This window comes from Streptomyces sp. NPDC005438 (assembly GCF_040606315.1).
Taxonomy (GTDB): domain Bacteria; phylum Actinomycetota; class Actinomycetes; order Streptomycetales; family Streptomycetaceae; genus Streptomyces.
In genome coordinates this window covers 25,305-47,792 of sequence record NZ_JBEXEP010000006.1, presented here as the reverse complement: position 1 = coordinate 47,792, position 22,488 = coordinate 25,305, and the positions used below count along the sequence as shown (strand labels likewise).

The 22,488-nt window shown below is 69.3% G+C and carries 16 protein-coding genes and 1 pseudogene; 8 read left to right on the top strand and 9 right to left on the bottom strand.

Annotation, left to right across the window (positions count from 1 at the left end; genetic code table 11):
• Nucleotide 1: 1 nt before the first annotated feature.
• Nucleotides 2-1,249 carry a condensation domain-containing protein gene (locus ABZT14_RS14475; protein WP_356301402.1) on the top strand — a complete coding sequence of 416 codons (1,248 nt, stop codon included), beginning with the start codon at nt 2-4 and terminating at the stop codon, nt 1,247-1,249.
• Between the two features lie 61 nt (nt 1,250-1,310).
• Here ABZT14_RS14475 and ABZT14_RS14470 read toward each other — a convergent pair whose 3' ends face one another.
• Together ABZT14_RS14470 and ABZT14_RS14465 are read right to left on the bottom strand one after the other, a co-directional pair.
• On the bottom strand, nt 1,311-2,033 hold the full coding sequence (locus ABZT14_RS14470; RefSeq protein ID WP_356301399.1) for a class I SAM-dependent methyltransferase: 723 nt from the start codon (nt 2,031-2,033) through the stop codon (nt 1,311-1,313).
• 808 nt (nt 2,034-2,841) lie between these two features.
• Nucleotides 2,842-3,360: a hypothetical protein gene (locus ABZT14_RS14465; RefSeq protein WP_356301396.1), complete on the bottom strand. Its 519-nt coding sequence runs from the start codon at nt 3,358-3,360 to the stop codon at nt 2,842-2,844.
• 69 nt (nt 3,361-3,429) lie between these two features.
• Here ABZT14_RS14465 and ABZT14_RS14460 point away from each other — a divergent pair, with 69 nt between their 5' ends.
• The gene (locus ABZT14_RS14460) at nt 3,430-4,107 is read left to right on the top strand and encodes a helix-turn-helix domain containing protein (RefSeq protein ID WP_356301393.1); all 678 of its coding nucleotides are present in this window, start codon (nt 3,430-3,432) and stop codon (nt 4,105-4,107) included.
• A 61-nt stretch (nt 4,108-4,168) separates the two neighbouring features.
• Here ABZT14_RS14460 and ABZT14_RS14455 read toward each other — a convergent pair whose 3' ends face one another.
• On the bottom strand, nt 4,169-4,465 hold the full coding sequence (locus ABZT14_RS14455) for a hypothetical protein (RefSeq protein WP_356301390.1): 297 nt from the start codon (nt 4,463-4,465) through the stop codon (nt 4,169-4,171).
• 147 nt (nt 4,466-4,612) lie between these two features.
• Entirely contained in the window at nt 4,613-4,906 is a 294-nt protein-coding gene (locus ABZT14_RS14450; RefSeq protein ID WP_356302229.1) for a GIY-YIG nuclease family protein, read from the bottom strand.
• Nucleotides 4,907-5,350: 444 nt separating this feature from the next.
• Between ABZT14_RS14450 and ABZT14_RS14445 the strand changes: the two genes are divergently transcribed.
• Nucleotides 5,351-7,564: a DUF262 domain-containing protein gene (locus ABZT14_RS14445; protein ID WP_356301387.1), complete on the top strand. Its 2,214-nt coding sequence runs from the start codon at nt 5,351-5,353 to the stop codon at nt 7,562-7,564.
• A gap of 182 nt (nt 7,565-7,746) precedes the next feature.
• On the opposite strand, the gene ABZT14_RS14440 is transcribed toward ABZT14_RS14445, so the two are convergent.
• The 5 genes from ABZT14_RS14440 to sbcD form a co-directional block, all read right to left on the bottom strand.
• Nucleotides 7,747-8,793, bottom strand: a complete 1,047-nt coding sequence (locus ABZT14_RS14440) for a hypothetical protein (RefSeq protein WP_356301384.1) — start codon at nt 8,791-8,793, stop codon at nt 7,747-7,749.
• A 108-nt stretch (nt 8,794-8,901) separates the two neighbouring features.
• Nucleotides 8,902-9,699 carry an ATP-binding protein gene (locus ABZT14_RS14435; protein WP_356301381.1) on the bottom strand — a complete coding sequence of 266 codons (798 nt, stop codon included), beginning with the start codon at nt 9,697-9,699 and terminating at the stop codon, nt 8,902-8,904.
• Complete coding sequence (locus ABZT14_RS14430) at nt 9,696-11,282, bottom strand: Mu transposase C-terminal domain-containing protein (RefSeq protein WP_356301378.1); 1,587 nt, start codon at nt 11,280-11,282, stop codon at nt 9,696-9,698. Before ABZT14_RS14430 ends, ABZT14_RS14435 begins: the two co-directional genes overlap by 4 nt.
• 355 nt (nt 11,283-11,637) lie before the next feature.
• The gene (locus ABZT14_RS14425; protein WP_356301375.1) at nt 11,638-14,838 is read right to left on the bottom strand and encodes an SMC family ATPase; all 3,201 of its coding nucleotides are present in this window, start codon (nt 14,836-14,838) and stop codon (nt 11,638-11,640) included.
• Nucleotides 14,835-16,085 (bottom strand): exonuclease subunit SbcD, encoded by a 1,251-nt coding sequence (gene sbcD / locus ABZT14_RS14420; RefSeq protein ID WP_356301372.1) that lies wholly within the window; start codon nt 16,083-16,085, stop codon nt 14,835-14,837. The genes ABZT14_RS14425 and sbcD overlap by 4 nt, the downstream gene beginning before the upstream one ends.
• Nucleotides 16,086-16,220: 135 nt before the next feature.
• Here sbcD and ABZT14_RS14415 point away from each other — a divergent pair, with 135 nt between their 5' ends.
• The 5 genes and pseudogenes from ABZT14_RS14415 (at nt 16,221) to ABZT14_RS14395 (ending at nt 22,324) form a co-directional block, all read left to right on the top strand.
• Entirely contained in the window at nt 16,221-17,048 is an 828-nt protein-coding gene (locus tag ABZT14_RS14415) for a hypothetical protein (protein WP_356301369.1), read from the top strand.
• A 42-nt stretch (nt 17,049-17,090) separates the two neighbouring features.
• Nucleotides 17,091-18,230, top strand: a complete 1,140-nt coding sequence (locus ABZT14_RS14410; RefSeq protein ID WP_356301366.1) for a hypothetical protein — start codon at nt 17,091-17,093, stop codon at nt 18,228-18,230.
• The gene (locus ABZT14_RS14405; RefSeq protein WP_356301363.1) at nt 18,227-21,037 is read left to right on the top strand and encodes an AAA family ATPase; all 2,811 of its coding nucleotides are present in this window, start codon (nt 18,227-18,229) and stop codon (nt 21,035-21,037) included. The genes ABZT14_RS14410 and ABZT14_RS14405 overlap by 4 nt, the downstream gene beginning before the upstream one ends.
• Nucleotides 21,025-21,230 (top strand): annotated as a pseudogene (locus ABZT14_RS14400) (transposase family protein); the annotation flags it as partial. The gene ABZT14_RS14405 and the pseudogene ABZT14_RS14400, both read left to right, overlap by 13 nt.
• A gap of 272 nt (nt 21,231-21,502) precedes the next feature.
• Entirely contained in the window at nt 21,503-22,324 is an 822-nt protein-coding gene (locus ABZT14_RS14395; protein ID WP_356301360.1) for a MarR family transcriptional regulator, read from the top strand.
• Nucleotides 22,325-22,488 lie beyond the last annotated feature (164 nt).

Below are 22,488 nucleotides of genomic sequence, written 5' to 3'. Positions count from 1 at the left end.
CGTGACGGGGGAGCGCGAAGCGCCGTTGAGCCCGGCCCAGTTGGCCATCTGGATGCACGAGCAGGTGTCCGCCGAGCCGACCCTGTACGTCGAGCACGCCTGCTACGAGATCCTCGGCGACCTCGACGAGGACGCCTTCGCCCACACCGTGGAGCGGGCACTCGCCGCACATCCGGCGTTCTCCGCCGCCGTCCACGCCCGGGGAGCGCTTCCCCGGATGGAGCTGGGCGTCCACCCCGTCACCGTGGAACGCCGTACGGTCAACGCCGACGAACTGGCCGCCACGCTACGCCGTGAGTCGCTGAGCGGCCCCTCCCTCGCCGAGGGACAGCTGAGCCGCTGCCTGCTGCTGACGGTCGGACCGGGAAGACGGGTCCTGCTGGTGGTCTGGCACCACCTGGTGGCGGACGGGGCGTCCTTGCGGGTGTTCCTCCGTACGCTCCAGGACCTGTGGTCGGGGGCGCCACCACGCGAGGCGGGTGACGGGCTGACGGTGTGCGATGTCGCCCTGGAACAGCGGGCCGCCGCCTCGGCGGCCACTGACCGGGCCCGCGAGGTGGCTGAGCGGGTCGCCGGCCTGCCGGTCAGGGCACTGCCTCCGCTGGAGGAGGGACCGGGACAGTCCCGGTGCGTGGTGTGGGACGAGCCCACGGGCGCGATCGAGGGACTGGCGCGCGCGGCCACCGCGGCGCGGGTCACGGTGCCGATGCTGCTGAACGCCGCCTTCCAGCGGGCGGTGGGCCAGGTGTGGGGGCTGGGGGAGTTCCTGCTCGGATGTGTGGCCGAGGGACGTTCGGTACCGGGCTCGCGGGACCTGGTCGGGTGTTTCGTGAACACCATCCTGCTGCGGGCTGACGGCTCTCGCGGAGGGACGGACCGCGAGGTACTGCGAGCCAGCGGGCGGGAGTTGGCGACCGCGTTGACCACACAGGACGTGCCCTTCGGCGCGGTGGCGAGCCAACTGCTGCGCGAGGTGCGGCCGAGACCGCGCTACTTCCCACAGATCTATCTGAGCATGGACGGACCACATCCGTTGGAGCTGCCCGGCCTGGAGTGTTCACGGGTGCGGATCTACCACCCGCAGGCCAAGTTCGAGGTGGCGCTCATCCTGGAGTTCACCGAGGACGCGGTGCGGGGAGTGCTGCAGTACCGCACATCGGTGCTGACAGAGCGGACCGCCCGGCGACTGGTGGATGCCTTCACCGACGGGCTCCGTGAACTGGTGAAGGCATACGACCGGACCGGGTGAGCCCGCGCCCGTGGGCCCGGGGTTCCACCTGGGTGGTTCGGAACTCCGGCTGTCCTGTGGGTTAGGCGGTGCGTTGGGCGAGGACGCGGTAGGCGTTGGACAGGCCTCGGTCGCGTCCCAGGGGCGCGGAAACGCGGTCGATGATCAGGGCGGTGAGGGCGAAGGGGATGCTGGCGATGAACGCCGTCTTACGGAGGATGGTGCGCCAGCGTGGCGGCGGGGCCGGGCGCCAGGCCAGGTCCTCTCCACCGATGGTGGCCGCGCTGACCCTCAGCAGGACGGCGCTGATGGCGTCGGTGGGGATGTGGGGTTCTCCGCGCTGCTCGGCGACGACGGTGAACCCGAGGTCTTCCAGCCGGGTACGGAGGTTGCCCAGCGGCATCATGTGGAGGTGCTGTGGCTGGAGCCAGGGGGTCCACCAGCGGCCGAGGAGTCGACGCCAGGTCGACTCGGGGTCCGGCAGCTCGATGGACAGATATCCCCCGATGGGCAGCGCGGTGTGTGCGGCGGCGATCTCTTTGCCGGGGTCCAGGGTGTGTTCGAGGTAGTGGTACATGCTGATCACGTCGTACTGCCCGGCGATCTCCTGGGCGAGTTCGACGAAGTGCCCTTGGTAGGCGCTGCCGATACGGCCTTCTTTCTGGCCGATGTGGACGCCCTCGGTGATGTCCAGTCCGTCGAACTCGGTGTCGGGCAGGATCTTCTTCGCGTCGTGGGGGAAGTGTCCGTGTCCGGTACCGACGTCCAGCCACCGCTTGGGTGCGCCGGCTGCGGTGTGGACCATGCGAGCCCGGCCTTCGTGTCCTGAGCGGTTGAACTGGAGGGTCGAGTCCATGTCTTTCGCGCCGAGCCCGTCGTAGAAGTCCCGATAGTAGAATTCGAGACCTTTGGTGTTCAGGCGCGGATTCTGAAATATGTGCCCACAGTCCGTGCAGGATTCCAGGACGAATCGTCCGGGCTTGTGCTGTATGACGTCTGTGGTGCGCAGAACCACGGTGAACGGTTTCGTTGAGGAACACCACGGGCAGCTTTCCCGGCGTTCCTCGAAGAACTGGTCGGTGCCTTCGGCAAGGTCAGCCGTGTAGGCGGGCCTCCGTGCCGCGATCTCTTCGCTCTTTGTCATGGACGCGGATGCTATCCCGTCCCGGCCAGCTCGGACACCGCAGAGAACCCCAGTATTTCCATGGCCGTGATGCGGTCATTTCATGTGTCTAGGTCTTTTTGCGGGCTGTTGGGGGACCGAAGGGGGCGTCCTACGCCCCGTAGACGTGAGTCGGTGATCATCGGGCCCGTACGGCCGGCTTCGCGCCACGCGGTCTCGGTGATGGGTGTCGCGTGATGTTCGTTGGGTGTGCGTCATAGGTTTTCACTGGTGCCGGGCTGGGCCGCTGATGCCGGGGCCAGGGTGTCGTTCTGTCAGTGGAGGCTGGTGTCGTTCGGTGGGCGGGAGGCTTGTCACTCCTGTGGGTGGGGGTGGCGAAACGCCGGGTTGGGCTGTGTCGTGTCTGGCTACGCTCGGCGCATGCCGTCGTTTGCGGGTGATCTGCGTCATGGCGGCACCTCTATGAAGTGACCGGCACGGGAGCCCACTCTCAACCGCGTGAACTTCGAGCGGATCGACGTCCCAGCAGGACGCCCGCCAGGCCCGCGCCGCCCACCTCGCTGCTGCTGTCCGCGCGATCCTGCTGTACGGGATCGGCTCCTTCGCCCAACGCCCCCGCACGGTCACCGGCACCACCCCCCGCACCCAGGAACGCGACATCCCCGCCGACGCCGAAATCATCAACTTCGACGACGAGATCATCACCTGGCAAGAGCCCACCGGATTCAGCCGCGACTGCAACGCCCATCCCGAATGGGCCGCCGCCCGCGCTGCCCTGCTCACCCAACGCCACCGCGCCGACGACACCTGGGCCGGTGCCCTGCACGCCGCCCCCGGCACCGTCATCGCGTTCCGCACCGACGCCCTCTACCTCACCCAGCCCCAGACCTGGCCCTACCACCAACAGCCCGGCGACTACCTCAAGAGGGGCCACCTCACCGGCCCCGTCGCCGCACCCACCACCGAGGAAGAGCTCCTCACCCTGCGGGACGCCGGCCGCGCCGCTCACACCCCCTCACCGGCAGAGGAAGACGCCTGATGCCGGTCCGGGCGCCGACAGACCGTGCCCACACCGGCGTTGAACGAGGCCGCCCAGCTCGCCGACCGCCTCCGGCAGGCCGGCTACACCAAATGCGACATCGCCCGCATCATCGACCGTGGCCCCTCCCTGGTCTCCCAGTTCTACACAAAGAACAAAGGCGCCGCCTTCGTCCCCGCCCTTCGCGAAGTCCTCACCGCCGTCGAGACCGCCGGCATCATCGACCTGCCCGAACTCACCGCCCTCGCCGCCCGCCACACCCACCGCCGCACCAACGCCGCAGGCCGACGCGCCCGCGTCCGCTCCAAAGCCGTTCTGATCACCCCCACCGGATCCGGCACCGGACGCGTCGGCGCCCAGGCGATTGCCTCCGGCTCCTCCCGACTGCGCCCGCTTATCGCCGAAGCCGCCCGCCGCGGCCTGCGCCTGGCCTTCACCGTCCGCCTGGCCAGAACGGGCTACCTGCCCCCCTCCGGCAACCGCACCGACTCACCCGGCATCCGCCGCGACGTCACCCAGCGCGCCGACCACACCGAGGAACGCTCCTACGGATCCGCCCAGACCGGCGGCTTCGACGCCACCGACGTCGCCCACCGCGTCGACACCCACGCAGGCGATGGCACCGCAGCCGTCCACGCCTGGCTCGTGGAAACCGGCCGGACCCATCCCGACGCCCACATCCCCCACCTTGAGATCCGCACCTGGCGGCCCCGCTGACCCGCCCCGGGGTCCTGCGGGCCAGGCCGTGGGTGGACGGGTGACGGGTGTGGGGTCGCTATCACGTGTCGAACGGAGCGGTGTGACGGCTGGTGTCGAACAGTCGGGTGATGCCCGTGGTGAGTTCGGTGGTGAGGTGGAGGCAGGTGCGCAGCCGCCGCTCGGCGCGCGGTGGCAGCGCTTCGGGCTGCGCCCGGTGAAGCAGGCCGAGCCGGCGGCGGATGGAGGCGCACTGTGCGAGAGCGGTCGTGCGGTCGGTGACGCGCAAGGTGATGGACTCCCACAGGCTCCGCATGCTGCCTGACACATCGTCGATCGCTGTCGGCGCATGGGGGAGTTCTGCGCGCAGGATGTCCAACTGGCCGTCCAACGCGTCGAATACCGCATCGAGGTCGCCTCCGGAACGTCGGGTGGTGGTCTGCAGGGGAGTGTCAGTTGGGCATCGTCATCTGAGCGTCAGTGGCACAAGCCCGGTGAGCTGGCAGTTGGCACTGACGGGTGATGCTCATCTGCTACTGACATGAGTGACGAAGGGGCAGGTCGTTCTCGTGCAGACCGCTATCCCACTTTCGGCGTACCGGTGGAGAAAGACGTGAGCGGCCTCGTTGCTCTCTTGGGCTGGGTCGGGGAGGTCCTGGAAGTCGAACCACTCCCCGTGAGTGCGCCTGGCGTCGAATTGCTCCGGCAGGTAGCGCTCAAGAGGGGACCCGGCGCGAGCGCTCCAGTGAAGTTTCAGTGTGGTAGCGGTGCCTGACTGCAATGACTTGATCCGCTGAGCTATGTACTTCGCAACGCCGATCCGGGCTCGTCATTCACCGCGCGGTGGACTGCTGCGTACAGTCGTTGATTTTCACAAGGAGGTCGTTTTGGGGTCGTCGCCCGCAGTAGGCCGCAAGTCGTCGTCGGGGGCCGTTCTTTGGCTTTCCGCTGAGCGGCCCGGCGTTCAGGGTGTGTAGTGGTTCGCGGCCAGACCTCAACCGGGTGGCGGCAGTTGGCGGCGGCGACCACCGGCCCCGCCGCGCGTACAGCGAGCCGACAGCGAAGGAGCGGCCCCGGCCGGGCTCTGGGCGCTCACTGGCTGGGGCGGAGAGCCGGAACAGCCCGTCACGCCACCGTCGTTGACTGCCCTGGCGTGAGCGGTCCGCATCGTCCACCCGTGGCCTCTCCGCGTGCACGCTGTCTGTACGCAACCCGGGGGAGTTGGGAACATGAGCGGACAACCGGGCAGGTAGGGAGTGGTGTCATGGGTTCGGACGAGATCAGGTCCCAGGGCTTCAGCCTGAAGGAACTGTTCCGTGACGTGACCTACGAGATTGACTTCTACCAGCGCGACTACACCTGGGGCGAGGACGAAGTCCGCACACTGCTGCGGGATCTGTGCGGATCGTTCAGGAACTGGTCCACCAACCCGTCCTACCTGCGCCGGCCGCACACCGCACCTCAGTACTTCCTGGGGCCGTTCGTCTACTACGAGCCCTCGAAGAACCGGCGCTACCTCGTCGATGGGCAGCAGCGGTTCGTCACGCTGCACCTGCTCTTCCTGCAACTGCGGCTGGCGGCCCAGGAGCGTGCAGACAACCGGGCCGTCGACCGGCTCAACCGGGTGATCACGACGGACGGGGAGCACTTCTCGCTCGGCATTACCGATCACGAACCCGTCCTGCGCGCGGTCGCCGACGCTCGCACCTACGAAACAGACGTGGGGGATTCGCTCTCCCGCCGCAATCTGTGGGCGCGCAGCCGGCAGGTCGAATCCCAGCTCGCGGAAGAACTCGACGCGGAAAACCTGACCAGGTTCACCGAGTGGCTGCTGGACCGGGTGGTCCTGGTCGGGATCCGCGCGGCCAGTGCCGACCACGGCTATCGGATGTTCGAGACGATGAACGACCGCGGTGCCCGCCTGACCGCCGTGGACCTTCTCAAGAGCCACCTGCTCTCCCACGTCGGAGCGGACGAGGACCACCTCAACACCCAATGGCACGAGATGCTGCGGGAACTGGCCACCGACCGGGAAGACCACGCAGCCGCATCCCGCTTCATCAAGGCCTTCCTGCTGGCCCGCTGCGCCCGCGAGGGTCAGGACGAGGACCGCCGGCAGATCGACAGCAACCTCAACGTATGGGTCCGCCAGAACGCCGCCCACCTGCACCTCGTTCCTGAACGCCCGCACAACTTCCTGCAGTTCGTGCAGGACCTGCTGAAGTCGGCCAGGCTCTTTCGGTCCTTCCTCGCCGCCGGCCGCGCACTCAAGGCAGGCGGCGACCGCCTGGAGACGGTGCTCTTCAACGAACGTAACGGGCTCACCTGCCAGGCTGTTGCCATCCTCGCCGCCATCGACCCCGACGACCAGCCCTCCGATGCCAAGGACAAAGGCCGTCTCGTCGCCGACTACATGGACCGCTGGTACGCCCTGAGGGTCCTGCAGGATTTGCCCGTGCAGTCCGCCGACGCCGACACCCTGACCCACGACACCCTCGTGCCCGTCCTGCGCAGGTGCCGCACCGTGGCCGACGTCGCCGCCGCGCTCGGCGACCTCGCCACCCAGGATCCCGGCTCGATCCGCGACGCGGTCACGCTCGGACTGCGCGGCAACAACGCCCACCAGATCCGCTATCTGCTGGCCCGGGCCACCGCCTACGTCGAAGAGGCCTGCCAGCGCCCCCATGACGTGCTTGCCTACCTCGACCGGGACCGGTTCCACATCGAGCACCTGTGGGCCAACCACCACTACCGCGTGAGGGAGGAAATACCCGACCCCGTCGTCTTCCGTAGCCGCCGCAACCAACTGGGCGGTCTGGGCCTGCTGATGGGGCGAGAGAACTCATCCATCAACGACCTGCCCCTGCACGACAAGGCCGCCTACTACGCTCGCAGCAACGTCCTGCTGGGCATCATCGCGCCCGGCTACGACCAGCGGAACCCGCTGCTGCGCGAGTTCATCAAAACCCACAAGCTCGACAAACTCCTCAGGCCGTTCGGCCCCCGGGAGACGATGACCTCACTCGTCCAGACCCGCCAGGAGCTGTATCTGTGCCTGTTCGAACACATCTGGAACCCTGAGCGCCTCGGCCTGCCCATCACCCCAGTCAGTGAGCCGGAAGACAGGGCCCAGTCACCGGTGCGGCAAAGGCAGGTTGCCACGCGGCGTCGACCGGTGTCCGGGCGCCGCCGCACGGACGTTGCCCGCATGGTCGCCGCCCGGATCGTTACCGCTGGCACACGGATTGTGCTCACCTACCGCTCCACCGATCACTGGGCCACCATCGACGAAGACGGCGGCATCATCCTCACCGCGACCGGCGGCACCCCCTACGGCCGGGTCGACGAGGCTGGCGCCGTCGCCCGCGGCACCAAGACCTGCCAGGGCATGAAGGAATGGCACATCGAAGACGAGGCAGGCGCACGTATCAGCCTGCGCACCCTGCGCGATCGCGCAGTGGCCTCCGGCGTCCTCTGACCCCTCCCGGGCCGCATCACCGGCACGTACGCGGCCGCTACCCTCGTGGCAGAACATGTCCGGCGAGAACCCGCTTCGTCTGCCGCCCCGCTCCGGCGCTCCGTCAGGCCCGCAATACCCTTCTCCCACCGTCCACCAGTTGGATTCCATCGATGCGGTGGTCGCTGCCGTCCGTGGCTACGTCACCCCCGGCCACGCGCGTCGCGGACTTCGCAAAGGGTGGGGAGGCGGTCGCGATGGGCACGCAGGGCTTTTGCGCCCGACGACAGGCCCGGGGTGAAGAGGCTTTCTTCAGGGCGGCGATCCGCAAGACGGTGGTGGGCGCGTGCCGCGGCCAGCAGGGGCCGCGCCCAGGTCGGCACTTCGTACAGGCGGCAGCGCCGGTGGCCGGGGCTGTGCGTGCGCAGCAGGGCAGCGTCGCTGCTGACGTCGATGTCGCGGGTGTCGCGGAGTGCGATCTGTGTGGTGCCGGTGAACGCGAGCACGCTCAGGGCGCCTGCTACGAGCGGGTGGGCGAGGGCGGCGAGGTATGCGGAGTCCGCAGGGGGGACGGGCAACGCGGGAAGGGGAGATTCCTGCTGGGCTGTTGCGGCGGCTCCCGTGCAGGACTGCCCGGGGCGTGGTGGAGGGGCCGGCCCTGCCTGAGCGGCCTGTGCCGGCAGCAGTTGTACTGCATGCAGGAGCGGGGGAGTGGGAGCTGATGTCTCCGGTGACGCTGGTAGTGGCGGGAAGAACGGGCGCGCGGGGCGCGGGCCCGTTTCGGCGAGTGCGGCGTGGAGTTGATCGAGGCCGGTGAGGTGGTGCTCGAGGCAGGCCAGCATCGGGGGCATGCGCCGCGCGGTGGTCTGCCACAGCAGGGTCAGCTGAACTCCGGTCTTCTCGCGCCAGGCCAGCAGCTGATCCAGTCGTGTGGTGGTCAGCAGATGGGCGCGGGTGACGACCAGGTGCCGGAGCCCGGTTGCGGCGCTCCATGCGGCGGCGGCCAGCCAGGCGGGGCGCACCGAATCCAGCCGGCTGTCGGGGCCGTCGGGGCCTGATGCCAGTCGCTTGCCCAGGGCGTAGAGGACGTCGTGGGCAAGCGTGGCGGGGTGGCTGCTGGCGGGGGTCGGCTGGATGGTGATGCGACCCGACTCGGGCTGGTGGGCGTTGAGGGCGGCCCGCGTGGAGGCGACATCGTCCTGCTCGTCGATGACGACGGCCAGCCTGCGCGGTACGCGCGTCACCGCCACCTGCCTTCCGTATCGTCTCCCGCGGGGGAGTGGTTCTGCTTCCTGCGGCGCTGCCGATCTTTTTGGGGCGGGTGTTGGGCGCGGGCGCGGTGCCGGCCGGCCTGGCGGCTACATGCCGCCGAGTTTGCTGTAGACCCAGCGGATCAAGTCGTCGTTGATCTCTGTCAGGTTCATCTTTCTCATGCCGTTGAGCAGGTGCTTGGTGATGGTGGCCCAATTGCGGAAGTTGCCGTGCGCCGCGGCCCGGTCGATCCCGACGATGGTGCGCGCATCCACCTTTGACCACATGGAGTGGAAGGCCGGCAGGGTGGCCACGACCTCCTGGCGCGACATGCGTGTGAACTTCTGCCAGATGAAGATCCTGGAGGCGAGCATCGGTTCGCGTTTGAGGACCTCGTAGCAGCCGTCCCCGCCGGCGAAGATCACCGTGATCTGGCTGTCGCGGTCGTCCCACAGGTGTCGCCAGTACTCGAAGGAGCTGCGTCCCATCCACTGCGCTTCGTCGCAGACCAGGACTCGGGGCGTTTCCGCCAGGGTCTCTTTGAGCAGGGTGTCGAACTCGATCGGCCGGGCCGGCGGATCGCCGGGCAGGCCCAGGGCCTTGAACAGGCCGTGCCGGATGTCACGGGGCGTGGGGCCCGAGCGCAGCTCGAGGCGGTAGGTGAGGTCGGGGGCGAGTTTGCGGAGCGCGGAGTTCACGGACGTCGTCTTGCCGAATCCGGCCCGCCCGTAGACGCACATCATGCCCTGCGTCTCGATGGTGTCCTGGATGTTGTCCACGGTCGTCAGCAGGCTCTCCGTGGCGACCACATGCGCGTCCAGACGGTGGAAGTGATCGGTGCTCTCCGCGGGGAGCCGACCGAAGTTCCTGATGCTGTCCATGGGTGCGTTGAAGGCGTTGTTCATGAGTGATCCTGAGAGGCGTCGGAGGTGGTGTCGGGCGCCACGGGGCGGGCCCAGTCGTCGCAGGCCGGCAGGTGCGGGATGTAGCCGGGATTGGCCATCCGGGACAGATCCAGCGCGGCCGTATCGGACAGTTCGGCTTCGGCCTCCTGTTCGGTCATGGCCTGCAGCCGCTGCGGCGGCTGCGCGGAGGTGACGGCTTCGTAGCGTTCGCGGCGCAGCTTGGCGGCCGCCTTCGCATCCGTGCGCAGCCGCCGGGCCTTGGCCGTGCGGGCGCGACGGACCTGACGGACCTGCTCCGAGGTGGCGGCGCTCGCCAAGAACGCCGACCCCAGGTGCGCGCCGTGCAGGTCGAAGACCTCGATGCTGGTCTCGTGGTGCGGCAGGCAGCGCAGGCTCACCCGGGTGCCGACGCGGCCGACCATCCAGTCGGCGATGTAGTACCGCTTGCGCCACTGCACCCCGTGCGTGGTGATGGTGCGGGTGCGGCCGTCGTCGTGGAGCCCGAAGAAGGCCAGCTGCTCGGCGGGAACGTCATACAAGGGCGTCGGGTCCGCCCGCCACGCCTCCAGCGGAGTGCGTCCATTCAAGGGCTTGGGTGTGTGCTCGGTGTTCCACCACTGCACCCAGTCCAGCAGGACTTTGACGAACGCCTCGAAGGTGAGCGCCGGCGCATCCGGATCCACGGCGCGTTTGCCGGACAGCGTGGGCTGGCGGGTATAGCGGGGCAGCGAGATGAACAGCATCTCCTCCACGGCACCGTTGAGGGCTTCGATGCTGCCTTTCAAGTAGGGGGTGTAGGGCGGCAGATCGACGACGGGCACGACGTGTGCGCCCAGCGCGGAGGTCACGGCCGCGGACAGATATTCCTTGCCGCGGTCCACCCGGACCAGGCCCGGCAGCCCTCCGGCCGGGCCGAACGTGCCGGTGCGGTCCAGCGCGGTGCGCAGTGCGGCCAGCACCGCGTCGGTGCTCGGCGCATGCGGGGTGACGGCCACCCCGAGGATGACGCAGGTCGCACAGTCGATGAACCAGGTCAGCCAGGGCCGTACGAGCTCGTCTTCGACCCACACCTCGACCGGCACGCACTTGTTGTCGCCTTCCCATGCGGCGTTACGCTCGTGCGCCGGGCGCTCACAGAAGATGTCGTAGGCACGGCGCGCTGCCTCCCCGCGCGCGAGACCGGACCGCTCTCCACGGGTCAGGTCCCGGCGCAGGGCTCGGTGCAGGGTGGCCAGCGACGGCACCTGCTGGCCGCCATCGGATGCGGCGCGCCTGCGTAGTTCCCGGTGCACGGCGGAGGCGTTGCCGCCCCACAGCATCAGCAGCTGCCGGATCTCCGCAGTGATTGTGAAGCGCTCTCGGCTCTGCGCGGTGTGCCGGCCGGTGCGGCGGGCCTCGGCCAGCCACCGCCACACGGTGCGCTCCGAGCGGCCCAAAGCCTGCGCGGCCAGCTTCACATGGACAGTGAGCAGTTGATTTCGCCGGTCCAGAGCGATCAGCCGCGGTACCGCGGCCTCACGCCCGGGCCGGGCGGAGAGCACCGATGGGTCGGGGTGCGGTGGTTGTGGAGAGGAGCCGCTCATGCGGTTGGCCTCCTTTCGGGTCGAGGGGGTCGGCGTAGGGATCGGGCCCCCGAACAGTGGTCGCTTCCGCTGTGCCGATCAGGGGCGTGCCGCGGACGCGGGCAGGCCTCATGACAGCCACGCAGCCGGCAAGACGCCGTGTGTACGGGCCATTGCCCGGCTCCAGGCGCGCCCCGGCGCGCGGTTGGCTGCGTCCCATGCCCAGCGATGCGCGTACCAGAGGGGACCGGCGGAGGACGAAGCAGGCGCGTTCGGCCCGCGCATCCCCCCCCGCCGGGCGATGCGCGGGCCGCCCTGCGGCGTGAACGCCACCCGACGCGCGCCCGTGCGTCCGACCGGACGCCAGGGCCCGTACTCAGGCGGGTTCCACCGGCTGCGGCAGCTCTTCGCGGACGAGCTTGAGTAGCTGCTCTCCGGTGAACCAGGTGCTGCTGGAGCCGTGAGCGGTCTTGGTGACCGTCAGAACGTCATCGAGCGCCTCGACCACCGGATACAGGTGACTGATGACGGCGACGAGTTGGTCCGAGACGACGCCATTCCTCAAGGCGTACAGCGTGTCGTCCAGGCGCTCGGCGTCCAGAGAGGCAAAGCCCTCGTCCAGGAACAGGCTCTCCACCCGCCGGTGCCCGCGGCCGTGCAACTCGACGAGCGCGAGGGCCAGGGCCAAAGAGGCCTGGAAGGTCTCTCCGCCGGAGAGTGTCTCCGGGCTGCGCACCAGGTTCGTGGGCAGATCCAGGATCTGGAAGTCCTCGGCGAACGCGTAGGTCCCGTTGGAGAGTTCCTGCAGGATGCGGCTGCCGGCGGCCAGCAGGGAGCGGGTGCGCCGGTTGGTGAGGTAGGTCAGGAACTTGCCGTCGGTGAGCTGGTCGGTGACCGCCTTCCACACGGTGATCTGCTGTTCGGCCGCTTCCATGGCCTGCGACAGCGCATCGTGATGAGGGATCTTCGACAGGGCGGTGCGCCGTTCGGCCATGGCCGTTTCGTGGGCGGCCTCCGCGGTGATGGTCTTGTGGCTGAGCGGATCGAGGACGGCAGACGCCAGCAGATCGCCGTCATCCGGCAGCGCAAAGCCGGGGTCCGGGTCGGTGTCGGTGGCCTCGGCGCCGGCCTGAGCCATGAGCTCGTCCTTGAACGCCCGCAAGACGGCGGCGGCCTGCCGCCGTGCCTCCTTCAGGTCCTCGGACAGCCGATGGCTCAGCGCCGGCAATGCCTGGGCCCAGGTGCCGGCGGCCGGCAGGTCACCTTCGTCGGAGACCAAGGGCAGCTCCAGCGGCAGACTTACGCCGAGAACGTCGGCGGCGTGGGCGGTTGCGTCCGCCCACCGTTCCAGCTGATGCAGGAGCTTGCCCATCGGCGCCTCGACTGTGCGCTGGCGGCGTTCCTCCAATGCACGGCGCTGTGCGGCATGCTCCGCCAAGGCCTCACGGGTCTGCTCTTGATCGGCAGCGATCTTCTGCAACTGCGCCAAGCGCTGCTCTCCCGCCTGCTGTGCGCGGGCGATCGCTGATGCGTCAGGCAGCTGCGTGGGCGAGGGCTGGGCGGGCCGCACCGAAGGCGGCAGCCCCGTGATCTGTTCCACCAGGGCCAGTTCGTCGCTCTCGAGCTGTGCGATGGCCTTGTCCAGGCGCTTGCGGTCGCGCTGCAGTCGGCTGCAGCGGCGCTTGAGATCGGCACGAGCCGCCTCGTTCTCGGCCCGCAAGGCGGCCGCCTCCTGCGTGGCCCGGGTAAAGACCGTGAGGGAGTCCGCCTCCACCACGGTGCGCAACGGCGCCACCAGCCCCCGGACGATGCGGCCGAGTGGGGCACGGCTGACGGGATCCTGCTCGCTTACGGCACGGGCTCGCGCGACAGCGTCCCGGTCCAGCGTCGCCAACGCGGCGGAGGCAACAGCAGCGGACTGGGACCGCAGCTCCTCGATGCGCTCGTGGACCTGGCGCACAGATGTGTCCAGTCCTTCGGCAGCAGCCTGACGCTCGCGCTGATGCTTCGCGAGCGTCTTTTCGGCGGCGCTCAGCTCCGAGGCGGTCTCGGCCAGCGCGGTCTCCGTCTTGCGGACCGCGGCCGCCCGCATGCCCGCTGCCCGCTTGGCCCCTTCCAAGGCCTTGGCATCCAAGGGCGGCGGGGGAGTGAAGTCCTGCGGGAGTGCCCGGCGGCACACCGGGCAGGACTCACCGCATGTGAGATGGGCCCCGGCACTGTGGGCGGCGTCAGCCTGCTGCAGCGCCGTCAACTGGTCGACTGCTGCTTCGTGGGCGCCACGCAGTTCGGCGAGCTTGGCATCCAACGCGGTCTGGCGCGCGCGCAGATCCTGAACCGTCTCCCGCAGCACCGGCTCGGCGTGCCGGTAAGCGGCCACGCCACCGGCCTCCTGCAGGGCTTGGCGCACAGCGTCCTGGATCTGTTCGCTGTGCCCGCGCACCTCGCCGCTGACCCGCTCGGCCTGTGCGGCCGCCTCCTCGAGTACCGCTTGCTGTTCTTGTCGCTCGAGCAGTTCCTGGCGGGCCCGCACATCCTCCTGCTCCTGCTCAAGGTGTGCCTGCTGTTCCTGTTTGAGCCGTTCGTGCCGGGCGCTGAGATCACTGATCTGGGTGGGCAGCATCGCCAGCACCGCCACCGCACCGGGCAGGGACATGAGCGTGTCGCCCCCCTCAGCGGCCTGGTCCAGTTCTGCCCGGGCCGTCGCCAGCCGGCCTGTCAGCGCCTCGGTGTTCTCCTGCAACAGAGCGGACTCGCGCTCCAGTTCCTCTTCCTGGGCGGTGATCGCAGCGATCGCCTGGGCCGGATCGTCCACCGCGCGCTGGCGCAGCAGCCGTGCCGCTTTGTCCAAGTCCTTGATGCGGGGCTGCTGCGCTGCCTGTTCCTGCGCCGTGCGCAGCATGTCAAGGCGGGCACGCCGTTGGCGGGCCATGCCGCGCATGCGCGTCGCCTCCCGCTCCCACCGGGCGGCGTCGGCCCGGGGATCGTCCCCCAGGTGCGCCTTGGCCCGGGCGGCCTCGGTCAGGCCGGCGTTGAGGCGCTCCATGCGCACCAGCGCCCAGGAGCGCACCCGCTCCAGTTCGTTGATGCCGAAGACGCTGCGCAAGATGCCCGCGCGTTTGCTGGGGGAGGTCTTCAGCAGCGCATCGAACTCACCCTGGCGCAGCAGCACTGTGCGTACGAAGCCCTCGAAGTTCAGACCGACGATGTCTTCGATCGCCTCGTTCACCGCGCCCATGTTGTCGACCCGCTGGTCCGCATCCCCGGCGGGCAACGGCGAGAGTACGGCCTTGGGGTGCTTGCCGTTCGCGGTCAGGGCGCGCGAGACACGCCACCGCTGCCCGCCCGAGGAGAACTCCAGCTCCACACTCATGCTCGCGCAGCCGTGACTGATCAGTTCGTAGCCGCTTCTCGCCCACGATGACCGCCCGTACAGGGAGAACAGGATCGCCTCCAGCATCGTGGTCTTGCCGGTGCCGGTGGCTCCGAAGATCCCGAAGAGGCTCTTGCCGGTGAAGTCGATCGTGTGAGTGCCGCGATAACTGCGCAGGTTGGTGAAAGTGAGACGTTCGGGCCTCACGACGCCTCCGTCCAGGGGTGGGCCAGCGCGGCACGCAGCAGTTCCTCCGCCGGCACCGGCGGCGGGTCCTCCTCGTCGAGTTCGCCGAGCAGGCTCGTGAACGCGGTGACGGCGTCCTGCGCGCTGCCGGCGGACATCCTGCGCTCGGTGAGGTAGGCGCCGAAGGCGTCGGACAGATCCGGCTCCTCGTCGAGTCCGGTGCCCAGCACCGATTCGGGCGAGGCATCCTGGGCGGCCACCGCGTTGACCAGGATCGCGTCGGGCACGATCTCGGCGACCTTGCGGCTCAGGTGCGCGTCCCCCTCCTCGCCGGTGATCTGTGCGTTGAGGAAGGCTCCCGCATACTCGTCGGCCCGGGCCGCGAGCTCTTCGAGCGTGCCCTTGAAGGGGACCAGCGGACGGCCGCTGGTCAACGGACGGGGCAGGGCCCCGATGCGACGGCCGGGATGTGCCTCGACGAGGACAACGCTCTTGGCCTCGCCGGCCTCGCCGAAGTCGAGTTGGAGCGGACTGCCCGCGTAACGGGCGGCGCCGGCCCGCACACCGGCTACCGGCTGCGGGGCGTGGATGTGCCCGAGCGCGGCGTAGTCGACGGGCGGGAGGTCTGCTGCGGGCAGCGGGTAGTGCCTCTCGCAGTCCCCCTTGTGCCTACGGTTGGAAGGCTCGGTGCCGGCGATGAACACGTGGGCCGCGAACACCAGCACATCCCGCTTGGGGTCGTGCCCCTCGAACAGAGCAGCCGTCAGGCGCGCCTGCAGTTCGCGCATCGCCGCGGCATAGTCGGCATGGGTCGTGCCGAACACCATCGAGCGCTCCCAGAACCGGTTGGGATGCACATACGGCATGACAGCCAGCCGGATGCGCTGCTGGCCGCCGCAGGTGTCGAAGGTGAGGACACCGCCGTCCTCGGGTTCACGGAACCGGTCGATGAAGAACAGCCCGCGGCCGCGTGCAGGGCCGGTGAGGTAGCGGAGCAACTCGAAGTCGTCAGGGGAGTCGTGGTTGCCGGCCACGACCACTGTGGGGGCCACCGCGGCAAGCTGGTCCAGCACCCGCACGGCACGCAGCTTCTCCCGCGATGAACGGGGGGAGTCGAACAGGTCCCCGGTGTGCACGATCAGGTCCGGCTTGCTCTCCTGGGCGATGGACACGATCTCGGCCAGTACGGCGTCGAACTCCTCGTCCCGGGAACGCCGGTACAGCGAGCGGCCCAAATGCCAGTCGGAGGTGTGCAGCAGCCTGCTCATACAGCGCCTTTCCTAGTGCACAGGATGGGGGGGGAAGAGGCAGAGGTCTGCCCTCGAGGTCGGGACTGTACATCAAAAAACCTTCAGAAAGTTGAGCGAACATGCGTAATCCTGTGTCGCTGTTATCATGCGCCCATGCACGAGCACCTGGACGCTCTCGAAGCGCGCATGCAACAGCTGCAACAGGACATACGGCAGGCGCGTATCGAGCACGACAGCGCCCGTGTCCGTGTGCTCAGCGAGGAGATCAAGCGCACCCTGAACGCCTACAACACCCTGCTCGGCGCGGATGACGCACCGGAAACGCCCCGGTCCCGCCAGGGCCAGCCCCAGGCGCGGATCGAGGCCGGCCCCGGCGGGACCGGGCTGCCGGCCCGAGAGCAGGTTCACCAGGTGCTGACTCTCCTGACCGTGCCCGCCGCACCCAAGCTGATCAGCCAGGTCCACGAGGCCTTCTTCTCCGGCCCGTTGAACACCGGGCGGCTGGCAGCCGTGCGCCGGGACGAGGAACGCTCCTTCCGGTCCTCGCCCTATGCGCGCACCTACTACATCTGCTCGGCCCTGACGTCCGACCTGCTCGCCCCAGTACGCGCGCTGCTCGCCCTCAGCACCTGGCCACTGGAACAACGCGTGGTGGGCCCGCTCAGCCACCGCGTCCACTTCCTCACCGCCGCGATCCGCCTCGCGGAAGCCGCCGAAGCCCGCACCGGCGACCCGCTGCAGCACGAGCCCACCCGCCGACTCCTGCTGCACTACAGCCGCAACATCCCCGGCTGCCCCACCCACGGCCCCCTCGACCTTGCTGCACTGCGCCAAGCCGCCGCAGTCGAACGGGACATCCACGCCGACGACGACGCCGACGCCCGCGCCGAGGCCGCCCGCCGCGCACAGCAACTCCCCGACGTGGAGCAGCTCTTCGGTAACACCCTGCGCAACGTCACCGGCCTGCGCCGCACCTCCTGACCGCACGCCGCCGCACCACCGCACGTGAACCAAGGAACGACCGTGAACTCCCTCACCGCGCGGCTGGACATCCTGAGAGGGCCCGGCCCTGCCGTCCCCCACACCGCCCGCACCCTGGCCGCACTGACCACCAACCCCGGATGCGACCGGCGCGCCCTGCTCGATGCGGCCGGCGTCGACAAGGACGCCCTCGCCGCACACCTCAACCTGCCGCGACCGCTGCGCACCTCGGCGATCGCCCTCAACCACGGCCTCGCCTTCGAACGCCAGGTCACCGACCAGGCCGGCGCCGAACTCGTGAAACTCCTCCGGGAAACCCTGGGCCTCACCCTGCCCGAGGTGTCCTACGACGACGTGAACAGCGTGGCCGGCCGCGAGCCGTCCACGCTGGCGCTACGCCATACCCACACCCGCAACCTCATCCTCGGCGCGGCCCGCGAGCCCGCACGCGCCCGCACCCTGATCGACCACCCCGTCCTGCGGTTGACCGTCGCCGGCCACCCCGCCTACCTGGAACCCGACATCGTCGCCTTCCAGCACCACGGGACGTTCCACATCGTGGAGATCAAATCGTTCCCGGTCATCGACGGCCAAGCCGACCCGGCCAAAGTCGCCGCGGCACTGATGCAGGCCGCGGCCTACGTCCTGGCCCTGCGTGAACTCCTGGCCGACGGCGGCCTCCCACCCGAGCGCGTCTCCGAGCAGGTGGTGCTGGTCAACCCCCGCAACTTCTCCCGCCGTCCCACCGCCACGCTCGCCGACGCCGCCCCGAAGATCACATCGCTCCGTCGGCACCTGGACCGACTGCGCCGCCTGCCGGACCTGCTCGACCAACTGCCCCCCAACACCACCTTCGACCTGGCCCTCGACCACGAAGCGACGCCGACGCGACCTCGCGAGGAACTCGCCGCAGCCCTGTCCGCGCCCCGGGCGCACTACAGCCCCAGCTGCCTGCACCACTGCGAACTGGCCCACTTCTGCCGCAACGAAGCCCGCCACCAAGGCCGAACTGCAGTCCTGGGCACCACCGTCCGCGACGACGTCGCGGGCATCGACACCATCGCCCTCGCACTCGGCCTCACCGACGGCCACCAGCACCCCTCACGCGACCGCGCCGACCTCACCCAAGCACTGCGCCACGCGCACCGGGTACACGCCGACGTTCTGGCGGGCACGACATGAGCCTGCTCACCAGCCTGCTGCGCATGCGCGCCGACGCCACTGGCAACGCCCAAGCCACCAGCCGACTTCGCCATCTGCATCTGAGCGACCGGCCCCTGATGCTGCTGCCCCTGCAGCAATCCGGCACCGCAGACCGCCCCCTGGCCGTCATGCTCGGCACTGACCCCGCCCGCCCCGAACTCCTCCTGGCGCCGCCGACCGGCAGCACCACCCTCATGCTCACCACCCTCGCCACGAGAGTCGGCGCCTACATCGAAGAACACCAGCACCGCCGCGAACCCCCGAGGGCCACCTCCGCCCAGCCGGGCCCGCAGCGCTTCCTCTCCGCCCCGCAACTTCTGGTGCCCAACGCCGATGCCGCGGCCTACCTGCAGACCCTCGGACGCGACCTGCGGCTGCGCCCCGGCGGCGCACCATCCGCACACTCCGATCCGATACGACACCTGGGCCAGTGGCTCACCTACTTCGCCAATCGTGCCGAGCTGGCGGGCACGTCCGCCCTCATCCCCATGACCGACTTCCTCACCATGCACTGGGCCACCGGCCAAAGCCCCTTGGAAGACCAGGATCTGGCCACCCTGCTGGCATGGATTGACCCACCCCACCACAACGCCAGCGGCCACCAGGCGGCCCTCGAGGCACAAGACCCCGCCACCCACCGCTCGGCCGGCCCCGCCACCGACCCGGCCTTCGACACCGACTGCCTGGCCCCCCTCTTCACCACCTACCGCACCCGCCCGCGCGAACAAGCCTCCTGCCTGGACGACCTCCGCATCCTCCTGGCCGACTACCTGCATCCCACATGGGAGCGGATGTGGCACGCCTCCATGCTCCTGCAGGCCCTGCCCGAGGCCGCCGGCACCCGGCAGCGCTGGAAACGCGAACGTACCGAGTTCACCAAATTCACCGCCCACCTCTCCCGGGACGGGCGCCCCCAACCCGCCCGTGACAACCCCGTCGCCGCCGCCATCGGCCTGGCCCAAAGGGAACACGCCGCCGCGGTCTTCGACGCCGAACGCGCCCTGGACGACCCCTTCACCCGCGCCGAACTGCGCACGAGCGGGGAAGCCTTCGGTGGCACGGTCACCACCGTCGACGCCGACCACCTCGCGTACGGAAGCGGCAATCGAGCACTGTGGCGCCCCCGCTTCACCGTCTCCACCAGCGACCCGCTGCATCTGCAACCCGGCCAAGCCCTCGCCTGCCACACCCACTCCGGCGCCCGGTACACCATCCTGGCCATCACCCCTCACGACAGCGACACCCTCGTCGACCTCGAAGTCACTGCCGGCATGGGAACCTTGGCCCGCCCCCGCCACGCCGTGCTGCCCGACGCCGGCGAATTCCTGGTGTGCACCCTCGCCCCCGACCGCTACCGCCGGATGCCAGAGTTCCCTGCGCCTGACCAGATTCCCTGGACACATGCAGGCCCTCCCTACCCGCCCCGTAGTCGGCGACGCGCCCAAGCGGCATCCCAGATGCCACCGTCGCCGCATTTGCGCGCAGACACGACGCAACACGCCATCGTGGAGCGGCTGCCCACCCTCACCCACCCTGGACAGGTGGTCAACGCGCCGCCCGGCGCCGGTAAAACCACCCTGGTCATCAACGCCGCGCAGGCCCTCATGCAGGACGGCGAGCCCTGCATCGTCATCACGCAAACCAACACCCAGGCCGACGACCTCGTACGGCGCCTGGCCCGCTCCCGCACGCCCATCGCCCGACTCATCGCCGAGGAACGCACCGTCTCTCCCGACATACAGGCGCTACCTGGTGTACGCGTCGGCCATCGCGTCGAGGACCTCAAAACGGCCCGTATCCTCGTGGGCACCGCCATGAAATGGGCCACCGTCCGCGACCGCCAGTGGCCATGGGCCATCATCGACGAGGCCCACCAGATGCGCTCCGACACCCTCCTGCGCGTCGGCCACCTCTTCGAACAAGCCCTCTTCGTGGGCGACCCCGGGCAACTCGCCCCGTTCTCCCCAGTCATGACCGACCGTTGGGCCGGCCTGCCCCACGATCCCCTGAACAGCGCGGTCGCCGTCCTCCTCGCCCAGAACCCTCAGCTGCCCGTCGACACCCTGACCACCTCGTGGCGTCTGCCACCCAGCGCCGTCCCCCTGATCCGCGACGCCTTCTACCCGTTCACCCCCTTCGATGCCGCGCCCCACCAGGTGGAGCGCACCCTCACCTTCACCGCGAAGGGCTTGCGCACCCCGGTCGACAAGGCCATCGAGACGGCCGCCCGCACCGGATGGGCCCTGCTGGAACTGCCCGCCCGCATCACCCACCGCATCGACGCCGAAGCCTTCCACGCCGCCCTGGAAACAGCCACGAGACTGCTTGAGCGCCAGACCACGGCTTCCTGCGACGCCCACCCCCAAGGCCGCATCCTGAAACCCCGCCACCTGGCCATCGGCGTCGCCCACCGCAGCCAGGCCCGCCACATCCACGCCCTGATGACACGTCACTACCCGCAACTGCGCGGCATCACCGTCGACACCGCCAACCGGCTCCAAGGCCGCGAATACAGCGTCACCATCATGCTGCACCCGCTCTCCGGCCGCTGGGACGCCTCCGCCTTCCACCTGGAAGCCGGCCGTCTGTGCGTCCTTGCATCGCGCCACCGCCACGCCTGCATCGTCATCGCCCGCGCCGGCATCACCTCGCTCCTCGACAGCCATCCCTCCAACGCCCCCGTACACCTCGGAGCCGCATCGACGACCTCCGACGGCTGGGAAGCCCATCACACGGTTCTCGCCCGCCTCGCCCCACACACCATCCGAGCTCCGGCAAGTTGGTGACCGTGGTGCCCCGCAAGGTCGCGGGCGAAGTACGGCGTGGAGGCCGTGGCGTCTACCGCCGGAGGCGCCTGCTGGCGGACGAACTTGACGATGCGCCAGCCCGCCCCGCTGTTCGGCGTCTCCAAGTCGGCGGCCGAACCGCGTTGTCAACCATCTCGGAGCGAAGCTCGCCCTCCAGCCGCGTGAGCAGTTCCGCGCGGCCAGCCAGATCGTGACCGTTGCGACACCGTGAGCCTGCACGGCTTCTGCGCCTGATGCGCGCCACCAGCGTCTCCGCAAGGCCGTTCCAAGGCCGGCAACGTCGAACGGGCCGCATCAGGCAATTCACGCAGGCAGGCAGCCGACGCTCACCCCACGCACATGCCCAACGCCGCAGGTCAGTCGCCCCAATCCTGGCTGGACGACCCGCCGTCGAACCATAGTTCATTCTTGACCCACGGAGGTCGGCATGGTGCACTTGCCGGTGTGACGACCGCTGCACTCCGCATGACGCGCCCGACCATCGATGTACTGCGCTTGCTGCTTGCAGAGCCGGAGGGCGATCCGCTGTGGGGAGCGAAGATCAGCGAGCTGACCGATCTGGGCAAGAGCACGGTGTCGCAGATCCTGGCCAGGCTCACAGCACTGGGCTGGGTCACGCTCCGACGGGAAGAGGAGCCGCATCCGGGCCGCCCGCCGCGTGTGTTCCACTCGATGTCGCCACAAGGGCGTCGACGGGCCAAGACAGCGCTGGCCGCTCGGCAGGCGCGCGGCCCGTGCCGGACCCCTGCCCCCGTCATGTCCCAGAAGCCGCCGGCACCAGCACCCCGGCCCGTAAGTCCCGCGGCAGACAACGCCGCCGGCTACAAGCCGAGCGAGCGAGCTGCACGCCATGCGTCCGGTCAACAGCGCACTGCCGGGGAGCCCCGCACATCCCCAGCGCAGCCCATGCCCAAGCTGGCGGGCTACTGGCCGATCCGCTGGCCATCCCCCGACGCGTTGCGCCGCCTCACAGCCGCACCATCGCCGAACGCCCTCACCGAAGACGCCTGCATGGGGGCCGATGAGCCCCCTCACGACACTGCCGACATCGCCCATCACCTGGCTCCACTGACCGACGCACTCGCCACACTGGACGCCGTCAACCAGAGCCTCACCAAGGACGTCTTCGCCCGCGCCGCTGCAGGCGCAACTCACACCGAGCAATACGAGAAGCTGATCCGGGCCATCGTCATGAAGAGCAACGATCTTCGCCGCACGACCATGCGCGCCCCTCGTACGCGATCCGCCCGCCCGAACGGCGACTGAACCAACCCACACGATCTGCGCGTGGGCCGTCCTCGATTCACCGTTCGCGAGTTCTTGATCGTGAGACCCTCTCCGCGACCCTCGATGGGTTCCGGTGACCGTCTCGCCGTGTTGGGGAGGAGCACCGAGCTCACTCCCGCCGAAGGCCGGGGACCGGTTCCGTT